The organism is Sphingomonas sp. (assembly GCF_019746015.1).
Classification (GTDB): domain Bacteria; phylum Pseudomonadota; class Alphaproteobacteria; order Sphingomonadales; family Sphingomonadaceae; genus Sphingomonas.
The window spans coordinates 1-16,289 of record NZ_JAIESM010000013.1 but is presented as its reverse complement, the minus strand read 5'-3'; the positions used below and the strand labels follow the sequence as shown (position 1 = coordinate 16,289).

Below are 16,289 nucleotides of genomic sequence, written 5' to 3'. Positions count from 1 at the left end.
TCTACTCCCTCAACCGACCAGAACAGTGGTCGGCGATGTGAACTTGTAGGGCGGCACCTCAAGATTCTTGGGCGCCGGGCCTTTGCGGATGCGGCCGGCAGTATCATAGGCCGAACCGTGGCAGGGGCAGAAATAGCCGCCGAATTCGCCGCGGCTTTCGCCCTCGCCCGCGCCCAGCGGCACACAGCCCAGATGGGTGCACACGCCCAGCGTGATCAGCCAGTTCTTGTGGCCTTCGCGCGTGCGCTGCTCCAGCGTCTGCGGATCGCGCAGGGTGGACACGGCCACCTTGTCGGCATCGGCGATTTCGCTGGGCGTCAGGTTGCGCACGAACAGCGGCTGCTTGCGGAACGACGCCTTGACCGCCTGGCCCGGCTGGATCGCGCTCAGGTCAAGCTCGGTGGTCGACTGGGCGAGCACGTCGGCCGACGGCGCCATCTGCGCGACGAGCGGCACCAGCACACCCGCTGCCCCCACGCCGCCGAACGAGACGGCCGCGATGCTCAGAAAATCGCGGCGGCGGTAACCGTCCTCAGCCTCGGCGTGGTCGCCTTGGCCCTCGCCAGGTTGGTACGCGGTATCAACGCTTGCCATGCACTTGCCCTTATCGAACGAAGCCGAAAATGATGGTTGCCGTCGCATGGCGCTCGCTTCAGTCAGCGGCTGCCCGTCGATGGCATTGAGTCAGCGACTAAGATCGCTGGCTGGCCGCCTGATAGCGATAAGATTGGCGAATTGCCAAGGGCAATTCTGCATAGCTTTCCAGCATAGGCGCCACCGGGCTATGCCGCCGGCATGACTGCCCCCATCCGCCTGGCGCTGCTGGAGCCGGACATTGCCGGCAATGTCGGCACGCTGATGCGCCTGTCGGCCTGCCTTGGCGTGCCGCTGGACCTGATCGAGCCGATGGGTTTTCCCTTGTCGGACAGGCAATTGGTGCGCGCCGGGCTGGACTATGCCGCGCGCGCGGTGGTGGTGCGCCACATCGACTGGACCGCCTTTGCCACCGCGCGCACCGGCCGGCTGGTGGCGGTGGAAACGGCGGGCGCGGTGGCGCTGGGCGACGCCGATTTCCAGCCCGGCGACACGCTGTTGCTGGGCGCCGAATCACGCGGGCTGCCACCGGCGATTGTCGGTGCGGCCGATCTGGTGGTGCGGATTCCGCTTGTGCCGGGCAGCCGTTCGTTGAACGTTGCGGTCGCCGCCGCGCTGGTGCTGAGCGAGGCGCTGCGGCAGACCAATGGCTGGCCCAAGGGGGGATGATGCAAGCGATGATGCAGCTCGACGATCAGCAAAGCGCGGCGCGCACCTGGTTCGAGCATCTGCGCGACCTGATCTGCGCCGAGTTCGAAGCGATCGAGCGCGAGGCCGGCTCCGACGCGCGCTTCGATTATACGCCGTGGGACCGCACCGACCCCAGCGGCGCGCCCGGCGGCGGCGGCGTGCGCGGGGTGATGAAGGGCCGCGTGTTCGAAAAGGTCGGCGTCAACGTCTCTACCGTTGGCGGCACGTTCGAAGGGAATTTCGCCAAGACCATCCACGGCGCCGGCGAAGACCCCAGCTTCTTTGCCACCGGCATCAGCCTGGTCGCGCACATGGCCAACCCGCTGGTGCCGGCGGTGCACATGAACACGCGGTTTCTGGTGACGACGAAGCGCTGGTTCGGCGGCGGTGCCGACCTGAACCCGCCGAACCCGATCGACGACGACACTGCCGATTTCCATGCCACGCTGAAGCGCGCCTGCGACGCGCACGACCCCGGCCATTATGACCGGTTCAAGCGCTGGGCCGATGATTATTTCTTCATCCCCCATCGCGGCGTGCATCGCGGTGTGGGTGGTATTTTCTATGATCATCTGGAGGGCGATTTCGACGCCAATTTCGCCTTCACCCAGGCGGTGGGCCGCGCCTTTCTGGAAGCATTTCCGCGCATCGTGCGGCGGCGGATGAACGCCGGCTTCACCGCCGAGGACGAGGCGCGCATGCTGGAATGGCGCGGGCGCTATGCCGAATTCAACCTGGTCTATGACCGGGGCACGCTGTTCGGGCTGAAGACCGGCGGCAATATCGACGCGATCCTGATGAGCCTGCCCCCGCGCGCAACCTGGTCTTGAGCGGTCAGCGGGCGGCGGCGAGCTGGCGGTAGAGCGCAACCTGATAGAGCGTGAACGCCAGCGCCACCCCGGCGGAAACCGCCGCCGCCAGCAGGTTGAGCGCCACGATGGCGACCGGGTTGGCCGCACCGCCAGCGCGCAGGGCCTGCTCGGCGAGCAGCATCGGCTGACCCAGCAGCTGCGCCGCCGCCACCGCCAGCAGCCACACCCCCGCCAGCGTGAAGCCTTGGCGCCGCGTGATGGTGAAGGACCGCTCCACCCCGCGCAGCGCCGGCAGCGGCTCGGCCGCGATCACCGCCCCCACCATCAGCGTGCGGCCGGCCAGATAGAAACCGGGCAGAATGAACAGCAGCAGCCCGCCGAAGACCATCCCCCCGCTCACCACCATCGCCAGCAGATAGCGCGGCAGCAGGGCGAGCGCGCGCACCAGTGCCTGCGCCAGCGTGCCGTCGTGACGCCCGAGATAAAAGCCCAGCACCGCGAACTGCCCGAAGGATGACACCAGCAGCACTGGCGCCAGCAGCAGCACATTGCCCCGGAACCAGGCGATGATCGCGGCATTGAAGGCGCGCATCTCGTCAACGCCCGCGCCGGTCGGCGGGCGGGCCGGCACATCGGGCAGGAACAGGATCATCGCCAGGCTGGGCACGAACAGCAGCAGCCCGGCAAGCGGCAACAGAATGGCGCGGTCGGCGCGCCACATCGCCCAGGCTTCGGCGGCGGCCGCCGACAGGTCGAGTCTCATGCGCCCAGCGTCAAGGTGCTGCGGGCGGTGACCGCATTGTAGAGCTTGGCCGTGTAGAGCACCGCCAGCACCGAAAAGACCGTCGACACCGCGCTGCTGGCCAGCGCCGTCAGCACCGCCGACGGGCTGAACGCGCCGCCGCCCGGCAAGACGATGGCGAACACCGCGCCCAGCACCGTCGTCACCGCAAGCGATGCAATGAAGGTGACCACGGCATAAAGCAGCAGCACGCCGATCAGGCCCAGCACGATTCCCCGGCTGAGCGCGAAGGACCGGGCCGGCACCTGCCACCCGGCGCGCTCTTCCAGCACAACGGCCGAAAGCATCGCCAGCCGCGCCGCAAGCCACAGCCCCAGCGCCAACCAGAATACCGAATAGATGAGCAGCGGCCAGCCATAGCCCCGCATTGCCCTGCCCAGGCTGACGCTGGCCACCGGGCCGCCCTGCGCCAGCGTGTTCAGATCGACCCCGGCGTAAAGCAGCAGCGCGATGACCGGCGTCACCGCGAGCAGCAGCAGCCCGATCAGCGCCAGCACCCAGCCCAGCATCGCCGGCAACGCGGCTGTCGCGCGCGCCTGTGCCTGGGGAAGCGAGCGGGCCGGGTCGACCGCGCCCGCCATCAGCACCAGCTGCCCCCACATGATCACGCCCGCCAGCACGAGCTGGACCACCGCCACGCCGATGCCCGTTGCGCCGCCTTCCGCCGCCACGGTCAGCCCGCGCAGCGCTCGCTGGGCGAGATCGGGCAGCAACATGGTCAGCACGGCCACCGTCAACACCCGGCCGCGATGCTCGGCAAAATAGTCGCTGGTCCGGTCCCAGACGGTGCCGAAGTCGATCTGCGCCAACGCCAAACTCCCCCGCAATAAGCTGCCACGCCCGCTTATCCGGCCTTGGCGCGCTTGCCAAATGCGATTCGCCGCAATGGCTTGCACCGGGCGGCCGCGCGGCGCATGGGGGCGCCATGCAGATGCCGATCGAATGGCAGGTTTCGCCGGGCCTCGTCCCCTATCCGCTGGCGGTGGACGTGATGGAGGCGCGCGCCGCCGCGATTGCGCAAGCGGGCGCCGACGAGCTGATCTGGCTGCTGGAGCATCCCAGCATCTATACCGCCGGCACCAGCGCCGACCCGGCCGAACTGCTCGACGCGCGCTTTCCGGTGCACCCCAGCGGGCGCGGCGGCCGCTATACCTATCACGGCCCGGGTCAGCGGATCGGCTATGTGATGCTCAATCTGGCACTGCGCGGCCGCGATGTGCGATGCTATGTTCACCGGTTGGAAAAATGGCTGATCGACGCGCTCGCCGAGCTGGGCGTGGCGGCGTACCGCGTCGATGGCCGCGTCGGCATCTGGACGCGGCAGGGCGGCGCGGAAGCCAAGATCGGGGCCATCGGCGTGCGGGTGCGGCGCTGGGTCACGCTGCACGGATTTTCGCTGAACGTGGCGCCCGATCTGTCGCATTTTGGCGGCATCGTGCCGTGCGGATTGCCCGACTACCCCGTGACGAGCCTGGAACAGCTCGGCATCGAAACAGATTTTTCCGTTATTGATCAAGCGCTTGAACGAACGATGCGCGATTTCGTCGATAGTTTGCCTATCACAGGCAAAATCGAGGCTTGAGGCTGGCCGAACTTGCGTCTAATGTCCACGTCGATTTGGGGATTAAGGCCGGGAAAGCCAAGACCAAATCCACTATCTAGGGAGCTACAAATGCGTGCACTCATTGCAAAGGTTGTGACGGGTTCGATGATCGCCGGCGCCGCGCTCATCGTCTCGGCTTGCAACAAGCCTGCTGAAACCACCGCCAACGACGCGATGGCGACTGCCGAAAACACCGGCGAAATGATGTCGAACGACGCCATGATGGCGACCGACGGCGCCATGAACGCCACTGGCGCGATGGCCAACGACGCGATGGCCGCTGGTGGCGCAATGGCGAACGACGCCATGGCGACCGCCAACGACGCGATGGCCACCGAGAAGAAGTAAGCTTCTTTTCGCATCGCTTCTGCGATCTGCAGGGGGCCGTCCGGATCATCCGGGCGGCCCTTTTGCTGTGTGCGGCTGCGGGCCGGGGCGAGGCGGGCGCCCGGCCAGTTGATCAGGCCGGCCCGGCTGCCCTCTTGCGCCACTGCGCACACTGGGCAAGAAGATGCGCCAAGACTTGCATGATCGGGGCACGGCACGATGAAGATTTCCTTGGGTTTCTCCGCTCTCGCGACGGCGGCACTGATGTCGGCCAGCCCGGCCGGCGCGCAGTTTTTCTTCAAGAACCCCGATCTGCGCGGCGCGCCGGTGCGCGGCGACGAGCCCGGCATGCTGCAGCCCGCGCTGCCCGGTGCGACCCAAGCCGAAATCCGCGCCGCCATGGTCTGGTCGCTGCGCGTTGCGCTCAACGTTTCCGCGCTGCAGTGCCAGTTCCAGCCGATGCTGCTCAGTGTGCCAACCTATAACGCGTTCCTGACCGATCATCAGGAGGAGTTGAAACAGTCGCTTACCACACTCAACAGCTATTTCACCAGGATGAAGAAGACAAAGATCGCCGGCCAGCGCGCGCTCGATGAATATGGCACCAAAATCTACTCCGCCTTTTCGACAGTGTCTGCGCAGTATATCTTCTGTCTGACCGCGTCAGATGTCGGCCATGACGCGCTATTCACCAAGCGCGGTGGGCTGCACCTGCTGGCGCAGAACCGCATGCGCGAGCTGAAAAGCGCGCTGCGCCCGGCCGGCGAGCAATATTTCCCCGGCCGGCTGGGCATGGCGTTCAACTATCGCATGCCGCGGCTCGACGATGCCTGCTGGAGCCGGGGCGACTATCAGGTGCGTGCCTGCGGCCCGGTGCGCTGGGAACAATATGCCAGCGGCCTAGCGCAGCCCAAGCAGCTTGTGAGTCTGTAACGACAGCCGCCAGCGCGGCCGCGCCAGCACGAAATCGATCGCCGCGCGGGTATTCGCCTCGGCAGAGGCGCTGTCCATCGGCTGGATCAGCCAATGGCGGAAATCCCATTGCTCGATCGCGGCGAGATCGGTGCCCGGTTGCGGCCAGACCAGCTTCAGTTCGTCGCCGCGCTGCTGGACGACGTTGCTCCCCGCCTTGGGGCTGACGCACACCCAGTCGATACCGGGGTGGACCGGCAAGGTGCCGTTGGTTTCGATGGCAATGGTGAAGCCGGCAGCGTGCAACGCATCGACCAGCGCATCGTCCACCTGCAGCATCGGCTCGCCGCCGGTCAGCACGGCATAGGCGCCGGCACCATCCGCGCCCCAATGTCCGCGCGCCGCCAGCGCCAGTGCCTCCGCAGTGACAAAACGCCCCCCGCCCGCGCCGTCGGTGCCGACGAAATCGGTGTCGCAAAAGCGGCACACCGCACTCGCCCGGTCCGCCTCGCGCCCCGACCATAAATTGCACCCGGCAAAGCGGATGAACACCGCGCGGCGCCCGGCCTGTGCTCCCTCGCCCTGCAGCGTCAGGAACATTTCCTTGACGGCATAGCTCATGGGCGCGCGGCATAGTGTGTGGGATCGACCAGCCCTGCCTCGGCAAAGCCGCGCTGGCGCAAGCGACAGCTGTCGCACAGCCCGCAATGGCGGCCATCGGGCGCAGGGTCATAGCAGGACCAGCTGAGCCCCGCGTCCAGCCCCAGCCGGGCCGCCTCGCGCGCGATATCGGCCTTGGTCATGTGCTGCAGCGGCGCATGGATGCGGAAACGCTCACCCCCCGCCCCCGCCTTGGTGGCGAGCGCGGCCGTCGCCTCGAACGCGGCGATGAAATCGGGCCGGCAATCGGGATAGCCCGAATAATCGAGCGCATTCACCCCGATGAACAGGTCGCGCGCGCCCGCCGCTTCCGCCCAGCCGAGCGCGAGGCTCAGGAAAATCGTGTTGCGCGCCGGCACATAGGTGACCGGAATATCGTCGGTCAGCCCGGTCTTGGGCACCGCGATGTCAGCGGTCAGTGCCGAGCCGCCAAAGGCCGACAGATCGAGCGGCAGCACGATGTGCCGCACCGCGCCCAGGCTTTGCGCAATCGCGCGCGCAGCGTTCAGCTCGACCCGGTGGCGCTGGTTATAATCCACCGACAGCGCGAGCAGGCCGAACCCCGCCTCGCGCGCGCACGCCGCCGCCACCATCGAATCGAGCCCGCCCGAGACGAGCACCACCGCCAACCGATCGTCCATGGCCGCCGAGCTAGGCGCGAAGCCGGCCGCCAGCAAGGCTGGCCGGGCAAAAAGCGCCCCACAAAAAGAAGGACCGCCCAAATTGAGCGGCCCAGTCTGGCTTCAACAAGCCTAGGGAGGAAAGCGTGCCCATCACAGACACATCTCCTTCATAGCATGCAAGAATGTACGCCCGCTTAACGGCGCGCGGCGGCGCAGGCGCCGGTCTTCATCCCTTCATAGCGCGCGGCAAAGGGCGCGCCATGGTCGATCCCCTGCGTTTCCAGCATGAAGCGGTGCCCCGATTCGAGCTTCAGCGTGGTGCGGCCATGGCCGGCGCCGGGGCAGCTGTAATGCACCGTTGCTTCCATCGGCCGGTCGTCGATCACCGCATGCGTGCAATTGGCCATGCCATGCTGGATCTGGAGGAGCGAAGCGGGATCGGAAATGCACAGGCTGCGCAGCGCGGTGGTGGAGTCCAGCTCGCGCAGCTGCCAGTTGCCGCTTTCCATAACGGTGGCAATGGCAAGCGGCTTGGCCGGCCCGGTGGCCGCCAAGCACAGCAACGCTGCCATTGCCAGAACCTGCTGGTGCCTGGGCACGCCGCTCTCCCTTTCACGCGCAAGCGCCAAGATGGGTGCGTCGTTGCGGATTCGCAATATCCACCGGCTCAAACCGGGGCGCAGGGGCGAAAAGGCCCGCGCCCCGGCCAGCCTCACTTCGCCGCCGCCGCCACCGGAATCGGGAATTTGCGCGCGCAAAAGGCGCAGTCGACGGTGATGATCCCGTCAGCATCGGCCATTTCGCGCTGCTCCTCGAGCGGAAACTTGGCAAGCACCGAGGCGATATAGTCCGGCGTGCAGCGGCACCCCCGGCTGAGCGCACGTTCGGCCAGCACGCGCACCTCGTCCTCCTCGTTGAACAGGCGCCAGACCAGTTCCTCCAGCCCGATCGCGGGGTCGGTCAGTTCCTCGGCGCTGATCGTGCCGCCGAGCGCGGCGACATGTTCCCATTCAGGGTGGTCGAGGCGGGTGTGGAGACGTTCGCGCCCCTCCTCCCCCTCAGGCAGATGCTGGAGCAGCATGCCGCCGGCCAGCCGCGATCCACCCTCCAGCCGGCGGAAACCCGCGCGCACCAGCGTCGGGATCTGCTCCGACTGGAAGAAGAAGCTCTGCGCCGCCTCGGCCAGCGTCGCGCCGTCAAGCGGCACAATGCCCTGATAGCGCTCGCCGGTCAGCGCCTGGTCGAAGGTGATGGCCAGATAGCCCGCACCGCCGAACAGCGCGAACAGGCTGGGCTGCTCGGGCATTTCGGCCAGCCGGTCGGCATCGAACTGCACATAGCCGCGCAGCTCGCCGCCCTTGTAATCAGCGACCAGCAGGCGGACGACGCCGCCTTCGGTCTGCGCCTGCATCGTCATCTGCCCGTCGCTGTCCTTCAGCGTCGAGCCGATCAGCGCAGCGAGCGTCAACGCCTCGCCCAGCAGCGCCTCGATCGCGGGCGGATAGGCATGCGCCGACAGCACCGTGTCAACCAGCGGTCCCAGCCGCACGAAGCGGCCGCGCGCATTGCGCCCCGGAATGGTGAAACCCAGCGCGCGATCGAGATGGCTATGGTTGGCGGCGTCCATGATGAGTGCTTTCCAAACAGAAAAAGCCGCTCGTTCCGCCGCAGGCAGGGTAACGAACGGGCTGACGCGCGATCAGATAGGAACGCGCCGCCGCCAACTCAACCGATCTGGCCGAAGCACCAGCGCAGCACCGATTTCTGCGCATGGAGCCGGTTTTCCGCCTCCGCCCAGATCAGCGAGCGCGGCCCGTCGATCACATCTGCCGTCACTTCCTCGCCGCGATGCGCGGGCAGGCAGTGGAGGAAATGCGCGCCGGGCTTGGCCGCCGCCATCAGCTCGGCCGTCACCTGATAGGGCATCATCGCCGCCAGCTTGGTCTCGGCATGCGCCTGCCCCATGGAGATCCACGTGTCGGTCACGATGATGTCGGCGCCCGCCACCGCCTCGCGCGGGTCGGCCACGCAGCGCGCGCGGCCGCCCCCCACTGCCAGCGTCGCCTCATCGGGCTGGAACCCCTGCGGGCAGGCGGCGACGACGTCGAACTGCATCAGCCCGGCCGCCTCGACAATCGAATAGAGCACATTGTTGCCGTCGCCCAGCCACGCGACCTTCAGCCCCGGCAGCGCGTGCCCGGCATCGATGATGGTCAGCAGATCGGCAACGATCTGGCACGGGTGCGACAGGTCGGTCAGGCCGTTGATCACCGGGACCGAGGCATGGCGCGCCATTTCCTCGACCTTGGCATGGTCATCGGTGCGCAGCATGATCGCGTCGACATAGCCGGACAGCACGCGCGCGGTATCGGCAATGGTCTCGCCCCGCCCCAGCTGCATCTGGCCTGCGTCCATCACGATGCTGGTGCCGCCCAGCTGGCGGATCGCCATGTCGAAGCTCACGCGGGTGCGGGTGGAATTCTTCTCGAACACCATCGCCAGCACATGGCCCGCGAGCGGCGCATCGGCATCGGCGCGCCCCTTGGGCCAGCCGGCGCGCGCCGCCTTGCGTTCCAGGGCATCGTTGATCATCGCGGCGATCCCGTTCGGCCCGGCGTCCGCCAGATTGAGGAAATGCCGCATCATCGCCCCCTTTTGAAGTCGCGCGCTCAGGCCGCCTCGGCCGGCGCAAAGGCGCGCGCGGCTTCGCTCAGCTTTTCGACGCATTCGGCGATATGGCTCTCGTCGATGGTCAGCGGCGGCAGCACGCGCACGACATTGTCGCCGGCCGCAACCAGCAACAGGCCGTGATGGTCGCGGGCATGCGCCACAAAGGCGCGGCTGTCCGTCTTCAGCTTCAGCCCCAGCATCAGCCCCTTGCCGCGCACATGGTCGAACAGATGGTCGTAATTGGGCAGCATCTGTTCCAGCGCCTGGCGCAGCCGCATGCCCATCGTGCTGACATGGTCGAGAAAGCCCGGCTCCAGAATCACGTCGAGCACGGCCTCGCCCGCCGCCATCGCCAGCGGGTTGCCGCCATAAGTGGAGCCATGCGTGCCGACCACCATGCCCTGCGCCGCCTTTTCGGTGGCGAGACATGCGCCGAGCGGGAAGCCGCCGCCAATCCCCTTGGCCACCGCCATCACATCGGGCGTGATGCCGTAATGCTCATGCGCGAACAGCTTGCCGGTGCGGCCATAGCCGGCCTGCACCTCGTCCAGCACCAGCAACAGGCCGTGCTCGTCGCACGCGGCGCGCAGGCCCTGCATGAATGCGTCGGACGCCGGGCGGATGCCGCCCTCGCCCTGCACCGGCTCGACCAGGAAGCCGGCGGTGTTCTCGTCGATCAGCGCGAGTGCCGCCTCCAGATCGTCGAACGGGGCATAGGCAAAGCCGGGCAGCAGCGGCTCGAACCCGTCGCGCATCTTGGGCTGGTTGGTCGCGCTGATCGTGCCCATGGTGCGCCCGTGAAAGGCGTTGTGGAAGGTGATCAGCGTGTGCCGCTGCGGATTGCCGGTGACGTGATGATAGCGCCGCGCCGTCTTGATCGCGCATTCCACCGCTTCCGCGCCCGAATTGGTGAAGAACACCGTGTCGGCAAAGGTCGCATCGACCAGCCGCTGCGCGAAATGCTCACCCTGCGGCGAGCCATAGAGGTTCGACACGTGCATCAGCGTGGCCGCCTGCTTCGCAATCGCCTCCACCAGCTTGGGGTGGCCATGGCCCAGGCAGTTGACCGCGATGCCGCTGGCAAAGTCCAGATAACGCTCGCCCGCCTCGCCGATCAGATAGGCCCCCTCGCCACGAACCGGCCGAACCCCGCAGCGGGGATAGACGGGCATGAGCGGGGTAATGGCCATCGGACAGCTCCTGTCAAAACGCGAAAGGCGGCCCAGGGCCGCCCTGAAGCGGCGTTTTAGGCGGCTTGCCCGGCGGGTGCAACACCCCCCTCGGTGCGGCGCACGGCGAGCAGATACATCACCGGCGTGACGATGCGGCTGAGCAGGGTCGAGCTGACCAGCCCGCCGATGATGACCCAGGCCAGCGGCGAATAGAGCGCCGATCCGCCGATCGCCAGCGGCAGCAGCCCGCCAATCGCGGTGACCGAGGTGAGCAGCACCGGCAGGAAGCGGATTTCGCCCGCCTGCTCGATCGCGTCGCGCAGGCCCAGCCCGCGCTCGCGCAGCTGGGTGGTGAAATCGACCAGCAGGATCGAGTTCTTGATCTCGATGCCAATGAGCGCGACGAAGCCGATGATCGCCAGGAACGACAGCGAATTGCCGGTCAGCCACAGCGCGATCAGCCCGCCAAAGGTGCCCAGCGGCACCACGCCCGCCACCACTGCGGTTTCGCGGAAGCGGCCGAATTCCAGCACCAGCACGGCAATGATGCCGAAGGTCGCCAGCATGATGATGGGGCCCAGGCCGGAGAAATTGCGCTGCGCTGCCTCCGCCTCGCCGCCATAGCTGACGGTATAGCCGTCGGGCACCGCCATCCGGGCCAGCTTTTCGCGCACCGTCTGGGTCAGGCGCGAGGTGAGATAGCCCGGCTGGTTATATGCCGTCACCGTCACCGTGCGCTCCAGCCTGTAACGGGTGATCTGCGGCGGCACGCTCTTCAGCCGGGGGCTGGCGATCTCGAGCAGCGGAATGCTGCCGCCGGCCAGCGTCGGCACGTACACGTCCTTCAGCGCCGCCAGCGGCTGGGTGCCGTCCATCGGCAGGCGGACGGTGACCGGCCAGCTATCCCCCTCCTTGTCGCGCAGCAGTGAGGCCGGCTCGCCGCTGATCGCCAGCCGCACCGCGCGCCGCGCCTCGCCCGGGGCGACGCCCAGCAGCCCGGCCTTGGCCTCGTCCAGCCCCAGGTCCAGATCGACTCGGTCATAGGCAAAGGGGCTGTTCGCGTCGCGCACGCCGGGCACGGCCTCCACCACCGCCAGCACCTGGTCCGACAGCCGCTTAAGCACGGCGAGGTCCGGCCCGGCAATGCGCACCGCAATCGGCGCCTCCACCGGCGGGCCATTCTCGAAATTGACGAGCGTCACCCGCGCATCGGGATATTCGGCGAGCCGCTTGCGCAGCCGGGCGAGCAGCTTGGGGCTTTCGCCCACTTCCCATTGCTTCAGCGTGACGAAGATGTCGCCGTAACGCGGCTGCTCCTCGCGCGGCAGGATGTTGTAGAAGATCTGCGGGTTGCCGCGCCCGGCATTTTCCATGCGGCTGGTGACGGCCGGCTCGGCCTTCAGAATGGCCGACACTTCGCGCACGGCCTTGTCGGTGGCGGCAATGCTGCTCCCTTCCGGGGTTTCCACGCGGACCAGGAAATAGGGCGTCTCGGCGGCCGGGAACAACGAGAAGCCCAGCACCGGCACCAGGCCGAACGCGCCGATGCACAGCGCCAGCGCGCCATAGAACCACAGGCGCGGCCGTTCCAGCGCGCCGTGCAGCAGCGGCGCATAAAGCCGGTGGATGCCCCCCATCACCACGCGCAGCGCGGCGTTCCCCTCCGGCGCATGGGGTTTCAGAAAGCGACTGGCGATGAACGGAATGATGGTGAGCGACACGACCAGCGAACTGGCCACCGTCAGCATCACCGACATCGGCAGCCCGCGCACGAAATCGCCCGCCCCTTCGGGCAGGAAGGCGAGCGGCAGAAAGGCGAACAGCAGCACGCCGGTGGCGCCCGCGACCGCCGCCCCAATCTCGCGCGTGCCGCTGATTGCGGCCTTGTCCGGCGGGTCGCCGTCGCGGATGTGGCGTTCGATATTCTCGGTCACCACGATCGAATCGTCGACCAGCAGCCCCAGCGAAATGATGAAGCCCGAAATCGTGATCTGGTTGAGCGAATAGCCGAACAGCGCGAGCAGCAGCACGCCCATTGCCAGCGAAAGCGGGATCGACACCATCACGATCAGCGACGGGCGCAGCCCCAGCGGGAACAAAGTGATCAGCACCAGCCCCAGCGCAATGAGGAAATCCTCGCTCAGCCGCTCCAGCTTGCGGGCAATGTCGCGGCTCTGGTCGAAGCCGACTTCCAGCATCATGTCGGGCGGCAGCAGGCGGCGATATTTGTCCACCGCCGTCACCAGCGCATTGCGCAGCGTGCCGGCATCGACATCGTCCTTCTGCCGCACCGTCACGAACAGCGCGCGGTGGCCGTTGTAACGGGTGATGTGCAGCTGTTCGGCCTCTGCCCAGCGCACATCGGCCACGTCGCCCACCCGCAGCAGGCGCCCGTCGCCCGCGCGCACCGGCACGTCGCGCACCGCCTCCACCGTGCGATAGGCGCCGCCGGCATCGATATTGTAGCGGCGGCCCGCGCCGGTCACCGATCCTGCGGGCAGGTCCGCGCCCCCCTGCTGGATGGCGCTGGCAACCGAAGAGGCGGGAAGGCGCGCCTCCGCCAACCGGCCGGAGTCGATCGCCACGCGCACTTCGGGTCGCGCGGCGCCGTCGATCGCGGTGGTGCGCACCCCCGGCACCACGTTCAGCCGGTCGCGCAAATCCTCGGCATATTTCACCATCCGCCGCCAGCTGGCAGTGTCGCTGACCAGCGCCAGCTGCAGCACGCCCGCCTCGGTGGTGCGCGGGCGGCGATAGGCGATGCGCTGAATGCCGCGCGGCAGCTGGTCGCGGATCGCGCCCACTTCGCGCACCACTCGGTCGAGCGATTGCTCGGCATCGGTGCCATGTTCGAACTCGACCGTGACCACGGCCACGCCATCGGTCGAGGTCGAGCGGATTTCGCGGACATGGTCCAGCCCCTGCAGCTGGTCTTCCAGCGGCTTGGCGACGGTTTCCTCGATCTCCGCCGCGTCCGACCCGGGCAGCACGACGGTGACGGTGGACACCGAAATCGGGAAATGCGGATCGACCGAGCGAGGAATGCTGCGGAAGGTCTGCACCCCCAGCAGCACCAGCAGCAGAAAGACGAGCAGCGTCAGCTGCCAGCGGCGAACCGCGAACGCCGTGATGTTCACTCGCGCGCCCCGATCGGCGCAATCGCCATGCCGTCCTTCAGCCGGTCAACGCGGGAGACGGCGACCATCTCGCCGGGCTTGATCCCGCCGGTGACGGTGATGCCGCCATCATCGGCCTCGGCGACGCTCACCCGGCGCAGCCGCACCCGTTTGCCGTCCGCGACAAAGACGAACCCCTCCCCCGCACGGGGGGAAAAGACGGCGGCGGCCGGCACCTTCAGCACCGGCAGGGCCGCGCCGCCGGTGGCGATGCTCGCGCTGCCGATCTCGCCTGAGCGCAGCCGGGCATCGGCGGGCAGCGCAATCTCCACGATGAAGGTGCCGGTCGCGCGTTCGGCCCGGCCGCCCACTTCAACCACCTGCCCGGTCACGGTTTCGCCGCCCAGCGCCGCCAGCGTCACCCTGGCCGGCGCCCCGCGCGTCACGCGCACGGCATCGCGGTCCGCCAGCGGCACGCGCAGCACATAGCCGCTTGCCTCCTCGCCGATCACGACGACCGGCGTGCCGGCGGCAACCACCTGGCCGGGCTCTGCCAGCCGCGCCAGCACCACGCCATTGCCCGGCGACACCACCACCGCATTGCCGCGCTGGAAGCTGGTCGCGCGGACATTGGCCTCGGCCGCGTCCAGATTGGCCTTCGCCGTGTCGAAGCGCGGGCGGGTGATCCAGCCCTGTTTCAGCAGCGCATCGGCGCGCTGATATTCGGCCGCCGCTCGAATCCGCTCAGCCTGGGCGCGGGCCAGATCGGCGGCAACGGTCGTGGTATCAAGCGCGGCGAGCAGCTGGCCCCGGTGCACGCGGTCGCCCTCGTTCACGGGCAGCCGGTCGATCCGGCCGGCGCTGGTGAAGCCCAGCTGCGCCTCGCGCCGCAGGGCGACCGTGCCGACGCCCGAGATACGCGCTTCCTGCGCCTCGCCGCCCACGCGCGCCACGCGCACCTGCGGCGGGGCGGTATCGGCGGAGGGTGTGGCCGCCGGCCTGCCGCAGCCGGCCAGACCCAGCGCCAGCATCATCGCCAGAACAGAAACGCCGCGCTGCAACCCCGCCTCCTTGCTTGCCCGGCTCGGGCCATAGCAAGGTCAGTATCGAATCAAAACTGTTTTTTCAGTTCTTCATGCGCCAGCCGCGCCGCATCAGCTGATAAACGAACAGGCCAAAGCCGGTGTTGATGCCCAGCATCACCCACATGCCCAGCCACACATTGGAATCCGCAGCCATCAGAAAGCCATAGCGGAAGCCGGAGATGATGTAGAAGAACGGGTTGGCATGGCTGATCGCCTGAAAGGCGGGCTCCAGCCGATCGACCGAGTAGAAGGTGCCCGACAGCAGCGACAGGGGCGCGATGACGAAATTGGTGACGGCGGCGGCATGGTCAAACTTTTCCGCCCACATCGAGGTCAGCACGCCCAGCAGCGACAGGAAGATCGTGCCCATCAGCGCGAAATAGAGAATGGCCAGCGGGTGGCGCGGCACCAGATGGACGCCAGGCCACAGCTGCATCACCACGAACAGCGCACCACCGACGCAGAAACCGCGCGTCACCGCGCCGCCGACCAGCCCGGCGAGCAATTCGCCCGTGGACAAGGGCGGCATCAGATAGTCGACAATCGTGCCCTGAATCTTGCCGACCAGCAGCGAGAAGCTGGCATTGGCAAAGGTGCTTTGCAGCATCGCCATGATGATAAGCCCGGGCGCCAGGAAATCGGCAAAGGGCACGGTGCCCGCGCCCACCTGCACCGGGCGGCGCGCGCCGGTTGCCACGGTGAAGATCACCAGGAACAGCAGCGTGGTGATCGCCGGCGCCCACACCGTCTGCATCTGCACCTTGAAGAAACGGCGCACCTCCTTGATATAGAGCGTTTGGAGGCCGCCCCAGTTGACGGAGCGGAATCTGGGGGTACCGGGGGCCAGTGCGGCGCGGACGTGACCATCGGGGTCGGCGGGGCTGCTCATGCACCAAGCGGGTAGAGACTGGCGGGCGGCGCCGCAAGGGCCGTGCGCGATTGAAGGGACAAGGTTGATGAGCTGGACCGACGAGCGGATCGAGACGCTGAAGGCAATGTGGGAAAAGGGCCTGACCGCGAGCCAGATCGCCGAAACGCTGGGCGGGGTCAGCCGCAATGCGGTGATCGGCAAGGCGCACCGGCTGGGGCTGCAGTCGCGCCCGTCGCCGGTGAAGCCGAACGATCCCGAGGCGAAGGCGGCCGCACCGGCGGCAGCGGCCCCGGCGCCCGCTGCCAAGGCGCCCGCGCCCAAGCCCGCCGCCCCTGCCCCGGCACCCGTCGCC

Annotated in this window: 18 protein-coding genes; 6 read left to right on the top strand and 12 right to left on the bottom strand. The window is 67.8% G+C overall.

What is annotated here, in order from left to right:
- Positions 1-9: 9 nt before the first annotated feature.
- Complete coding sequence (petA, locus tag K2Y03_RS02380) at positions 10-594, bottom strand: ubiquinol-cytochrome c reductase iron-sulfur subunit (protein WP_294087933.1); 585 nt, start codon at positions 592-594, stop codon at positions 10-12.
- A gap of 201 nt (positions 595-795) precedes the next feature.
- Here petA and K2Y03_RS02375 point away from each other — a divergent pair, with 201 nt between their 5' ends.
- Positions 796-1,263 carry a tRNA (cytidine(34)-2'-O)-methyltransferase gene (locus tag K2Y03_RS02375; RefSeq protein WP_367114748.1) on the top strand — a complete coding sequence of 156 codons (468 nt, stop codon included), beginning with the start codon at positions 796-798 and terminating at the stop codon, positions 1,261-1,263.
- A gap of 8 nt (positions 1,264-1,271) precedes the next feature.
- The gene (gene hemF / locus K2Y03_RS02370) at positions 1,272-2,114 is read left to right on the top strand and encodes an oxygen-dependent coproporphyrinogen oxidase (protein WP_294087976.1); all 843 of its coding nucleotides are present in this window, start codon (positions 1,272-1,274) and stop codon (positions 2,112-2,114) included.
- 4 nt (positions 2,115-2,118) lie between these two features.
- On the opposite strand, the gene K2Y03_RS02365 is transcribed toward hemF, so the two are convergent.
- Positions 2,119-2,859 carry a hypothetical protein gene (locus tag K2Y03_RS02365; RefSeq protein ID WP_294087929.1) on the bottom strand — a complete coding sequence of 247 codons (741 nt, stop codon included), beginning with the start codon at positions 2,857-2,859 and terminating at the stop codon, positions 2,119-2,121.
- Positions 2,856-3,707, bottom strand: coding sequence for a hypothetical protein (locus K2Y03_RS02360; RefSeq protein WP_294087927.1), 852 nt, complete (start codon positions 3,705-3,707; stop codon positions 2,856-2,858). The genes K2Y03_RS02365 and K2Y03_RS02360 overlap by 4 nt, the downstream gene beginning before the upstream one ends.
- Positions 3,708-3,823: 116 nt before the next feature.
- Here K2Y03_RS02360 and lipB point away from each other — a divergent pair, with 116 nt between their 5' ends.
- The 3 genes from lipB to K2Y03_RS02345 all read left to right on the top strand — a co-directional run bounded on the left by lipB (position 3,824) and on the right by K2Y03_RS02345 (position 5,761).
- On the top strand, positions 3,824-4,480 hold the full coding sequence (gene lipB / locus K2Y03_RS02355; RefSeq protein WP_294087925.1) for a lipoyl(octanoyl) transferase LipB: 657 nt from the start codon (positions 3,824-3,826) through the stop codon (positions 4,478-4,480).
- 126 nt (positions 4,481-4,606) lie between these two features.
- Positions 4,607-4,849: a hypothetical protein gene (locus tag K2Y03_RS02350; protein WP_294087923.1), complete on the top strand. Its 243-nt coding sequence runs from the start codon at positions 4,607-4,609 to the stop codon at positions 4,847-4,849.
- 243 nt (positions 4,850-5,092) lie between these two features.
- Entirely contained in the window at positions 5,093-5,761 is a 669-nt protein-coding gene (locus tag K2Y03_RS02345; protein WP_294087921.1) for a hypothetical protein, read from the top strand.
- Here K2Y03_RS02345 and queE read toward each other — a convergent pair.
- The 9 genes from queE to K2Y03_RS02300 all read right to left on the bottom strand — a co-directional run bounded on the left by queE (position 5,729) and on the right by K2Y03_RS02300 (position 15,955).
- A complete protein-coding gene (queE, locus tag K2Y03_RS02340) occupies positions 5,729-6,361 on the bottom strand; it encodes a 7-carboxy-7-deazaguanine synthase (protein WP_294087919.1) in 633 nt (210 codons plus the stop codon). The genes K2Y03_RS02345 and queE overlap by 33 nt on opposite strands.
- Entirely contained in the window at positions 6,358-7,041 is a 684-nt protein-coding gene (gene queC, locus K2Y03_RS02335) for a 7-cyano-7-deazaguanine synthase QueC (protein WP_294087916.1), read from the bottom strand. Before queC ends, queE begins: the two co-directional genes overlap by 4 nt.
- 176 nt (positions 7,042-7,217) lie before the next feature.
- The gene (locus tag K2Y03_RS02330; RefSeq protein WP_294087914.1) at positions 7,218-7,622 is read right to left on the bottom strand and encodes a hypothetical protein; all 405 of its coding nucleotides are present in this window, start codon (positions 7,620-7,622) and stop codon (positions 7,218-7,220) included.
- Positions 7,623-7,735: 113 nt separating this feature from the next.
- A complete protein-coding gene (locus K2Y03_RS02325) occupies positions 7,736-8,650 on the bottom strand; it encodes an Hsp33 family molecular chaperone HslO (protein ID WP_294087911.1) in 915 nt (304 codons plus the stop codon).
- Positions 8,651-8,748: 98 nt separating this feature from the next.
- A complete protein-coding gene (argF, locus tag K2Y03_RS02320) occupies positions 8,749-9,669 on the bottom strand; it encodes an ornithine carbamoyltransferase (RefSeq protein WP_294087910.1) in 921 nt (306 codons plus the stop codon).
- Between the two features lie 23 nt (positions 9,670-9,692).
- Positions 9,693-10,883, bottom strand: a complete 1,191-nt coding sequence (locus tag K2Y03_RS02315; RefSeq protein ID WP_294087907.1) for an aspartate aminotransferase family protein — start codon at positions 10,881-10,883, stop codon at positions 9,693-9,695.
- Positions 10,884-10,939: 56 nt separating this feature from the next.
- Complete coding sequence (locus K2Y03_RS02310; protein WP_294087904.1) at positions 10,940-14,002, bottom strand: efflux RND transporter permease subunit; 3,063 nt, start codon at positions 14,000-14,002, stop codon at positions 10,940-10,942.
- Positions 13,999-15,042, bottom strand: a complete 1,044-nt coding sequence (locus K2Y03_RS02305) for an efflux RND transporter periplasmic adaptor subunit (protein ID WP_294087902.1) — start codon at positions 15,040-15,042, stop codon at positions 13,999-14,001. The genes K2Y03_RS02310 and K2Y03_RS02305 overlap by 4 nt, the downstream gene beginning before the upstream one ends.
- A 64-nt stretch (positions 15,043-15,106) precedes the next feature.
- The gene (locus K2Y03_RS02300; protein ID WP_294087900.1) at positions 15,107-15,955 is read right to left on the bottom strand and encodes an ABC transporter permease; all 849 of its coding nucleotides are present in this window, start codon (positions 15,953-15,955) and stop codon (positions 15,107-15,109) included.
- 67 nt (positions 15,956-16,022) lie between these two features.
- Between K2Y03_RS02300 and K2Y03_RS02295 the strand changes: the two genes are divergently transcribed.
- Positions 16,023-16,289 (top strand): GcrA family cell cycle regulator (locus tag K2Y03_RS02295; RefSeq protein ID WP_294087898.1); only part of this gene is annotated, 267 nt, incomplete at its 3' end.

Excerpts from the sequence above, each read along its gene's own strand:
- K2Y03_RS02375 (WP_367114748.1), top strand. The coding sequence starts at position 796 with ATGACTGCCCCCATCCGCCTGGCGCTGCTGGAGCCGGACATTGCCGGC.
- K2Y03_RS02365 (WP_294087929.1), bottom strand. The coding sequence starts at position 2,859 with ATGAGACTCGACCTGTCGGCGGCCGCCGCCGAAGCCTGGGCGATGTGG.
- K2Y03_RS02300 (WP_294087900.1), bottom strand. The coding sequence starts at position 15,955 with ATGAGCAGCCCCGCCGACCCCGATGGTCACGTCCGCGCCGCACTGGCC.
- petA (WP_294087933.1), bottom strand. The coding sequence starts at position 594 with ATGGCAAGCGTTGATACCGCGTACCAACCTGGCGAGGGCCAAGGCGAC.
- queE (WP_294087919.1), bottom strand. The coding sequence starts at position 6,361 with ATGAGCTATGCCGTCAAGGAAATGTTCCTGACGCTGCAGGGCGAGGGA.
- argF (WP_294087910.1), bottom strand. The coding sequence starts at position 9,669 with ATGATGCGGCATTTCCTCAATCTGGCGGACGCCGGGCCGAACGGGATC.
- lipB (WP_294087925.1), top strand. The coding sequence starts at position 3,824 with ATGCAGATGCCGATCGAATGGCAGGTTTCGCCGGGCCTCGTCCCCTAT.
- queC (WP_294087916.1), bottom strand. The coding sequence starts at position 7,041 with ATGGACGATCGGTTGGCGGTGGTGCTCGTCTCGGGCGGGCTCGATTCG.
- K2Y03_RS02350 (WP_294087923.1), top strand. The coding sequence starts at position 4,607 with ATGATCGCCGGCGCCGCGCTCATCGTCTCGGCTTGCAACAAGCCTGCT.
- hemF (WP_294087976.1), top strand. The coding sequence starts at position 1,272 with ATGATGCAGCTCGACGATCAGCAAAGCGCGGCGCGCACCTGGTTCGAG.
- K2Y03_RS02315 (WP_294087907.1), bottom strand. The coding sequence starts at position 10,883 with ATGGCCATTACCCCGCTCATGCCCGTCTATCCCCGCTGCGGGGTTCGG.
- K2Y03_RS02325 (WP_294087911.1), bottom strand. The coding sequence starts at position 8,650 with ATGGACGCCGCCAACCATAGCCATCTCGATCGCGCGCTGGGTTTCACC.
- K2Y03_RS02345 (WP_294087921.1), top strand. The coding sequence starts at position 5,093 with ATGTCGGCCAGCCCGGCCGGCGCGCAGTTTTTCTTCAAGAACCCCGAT.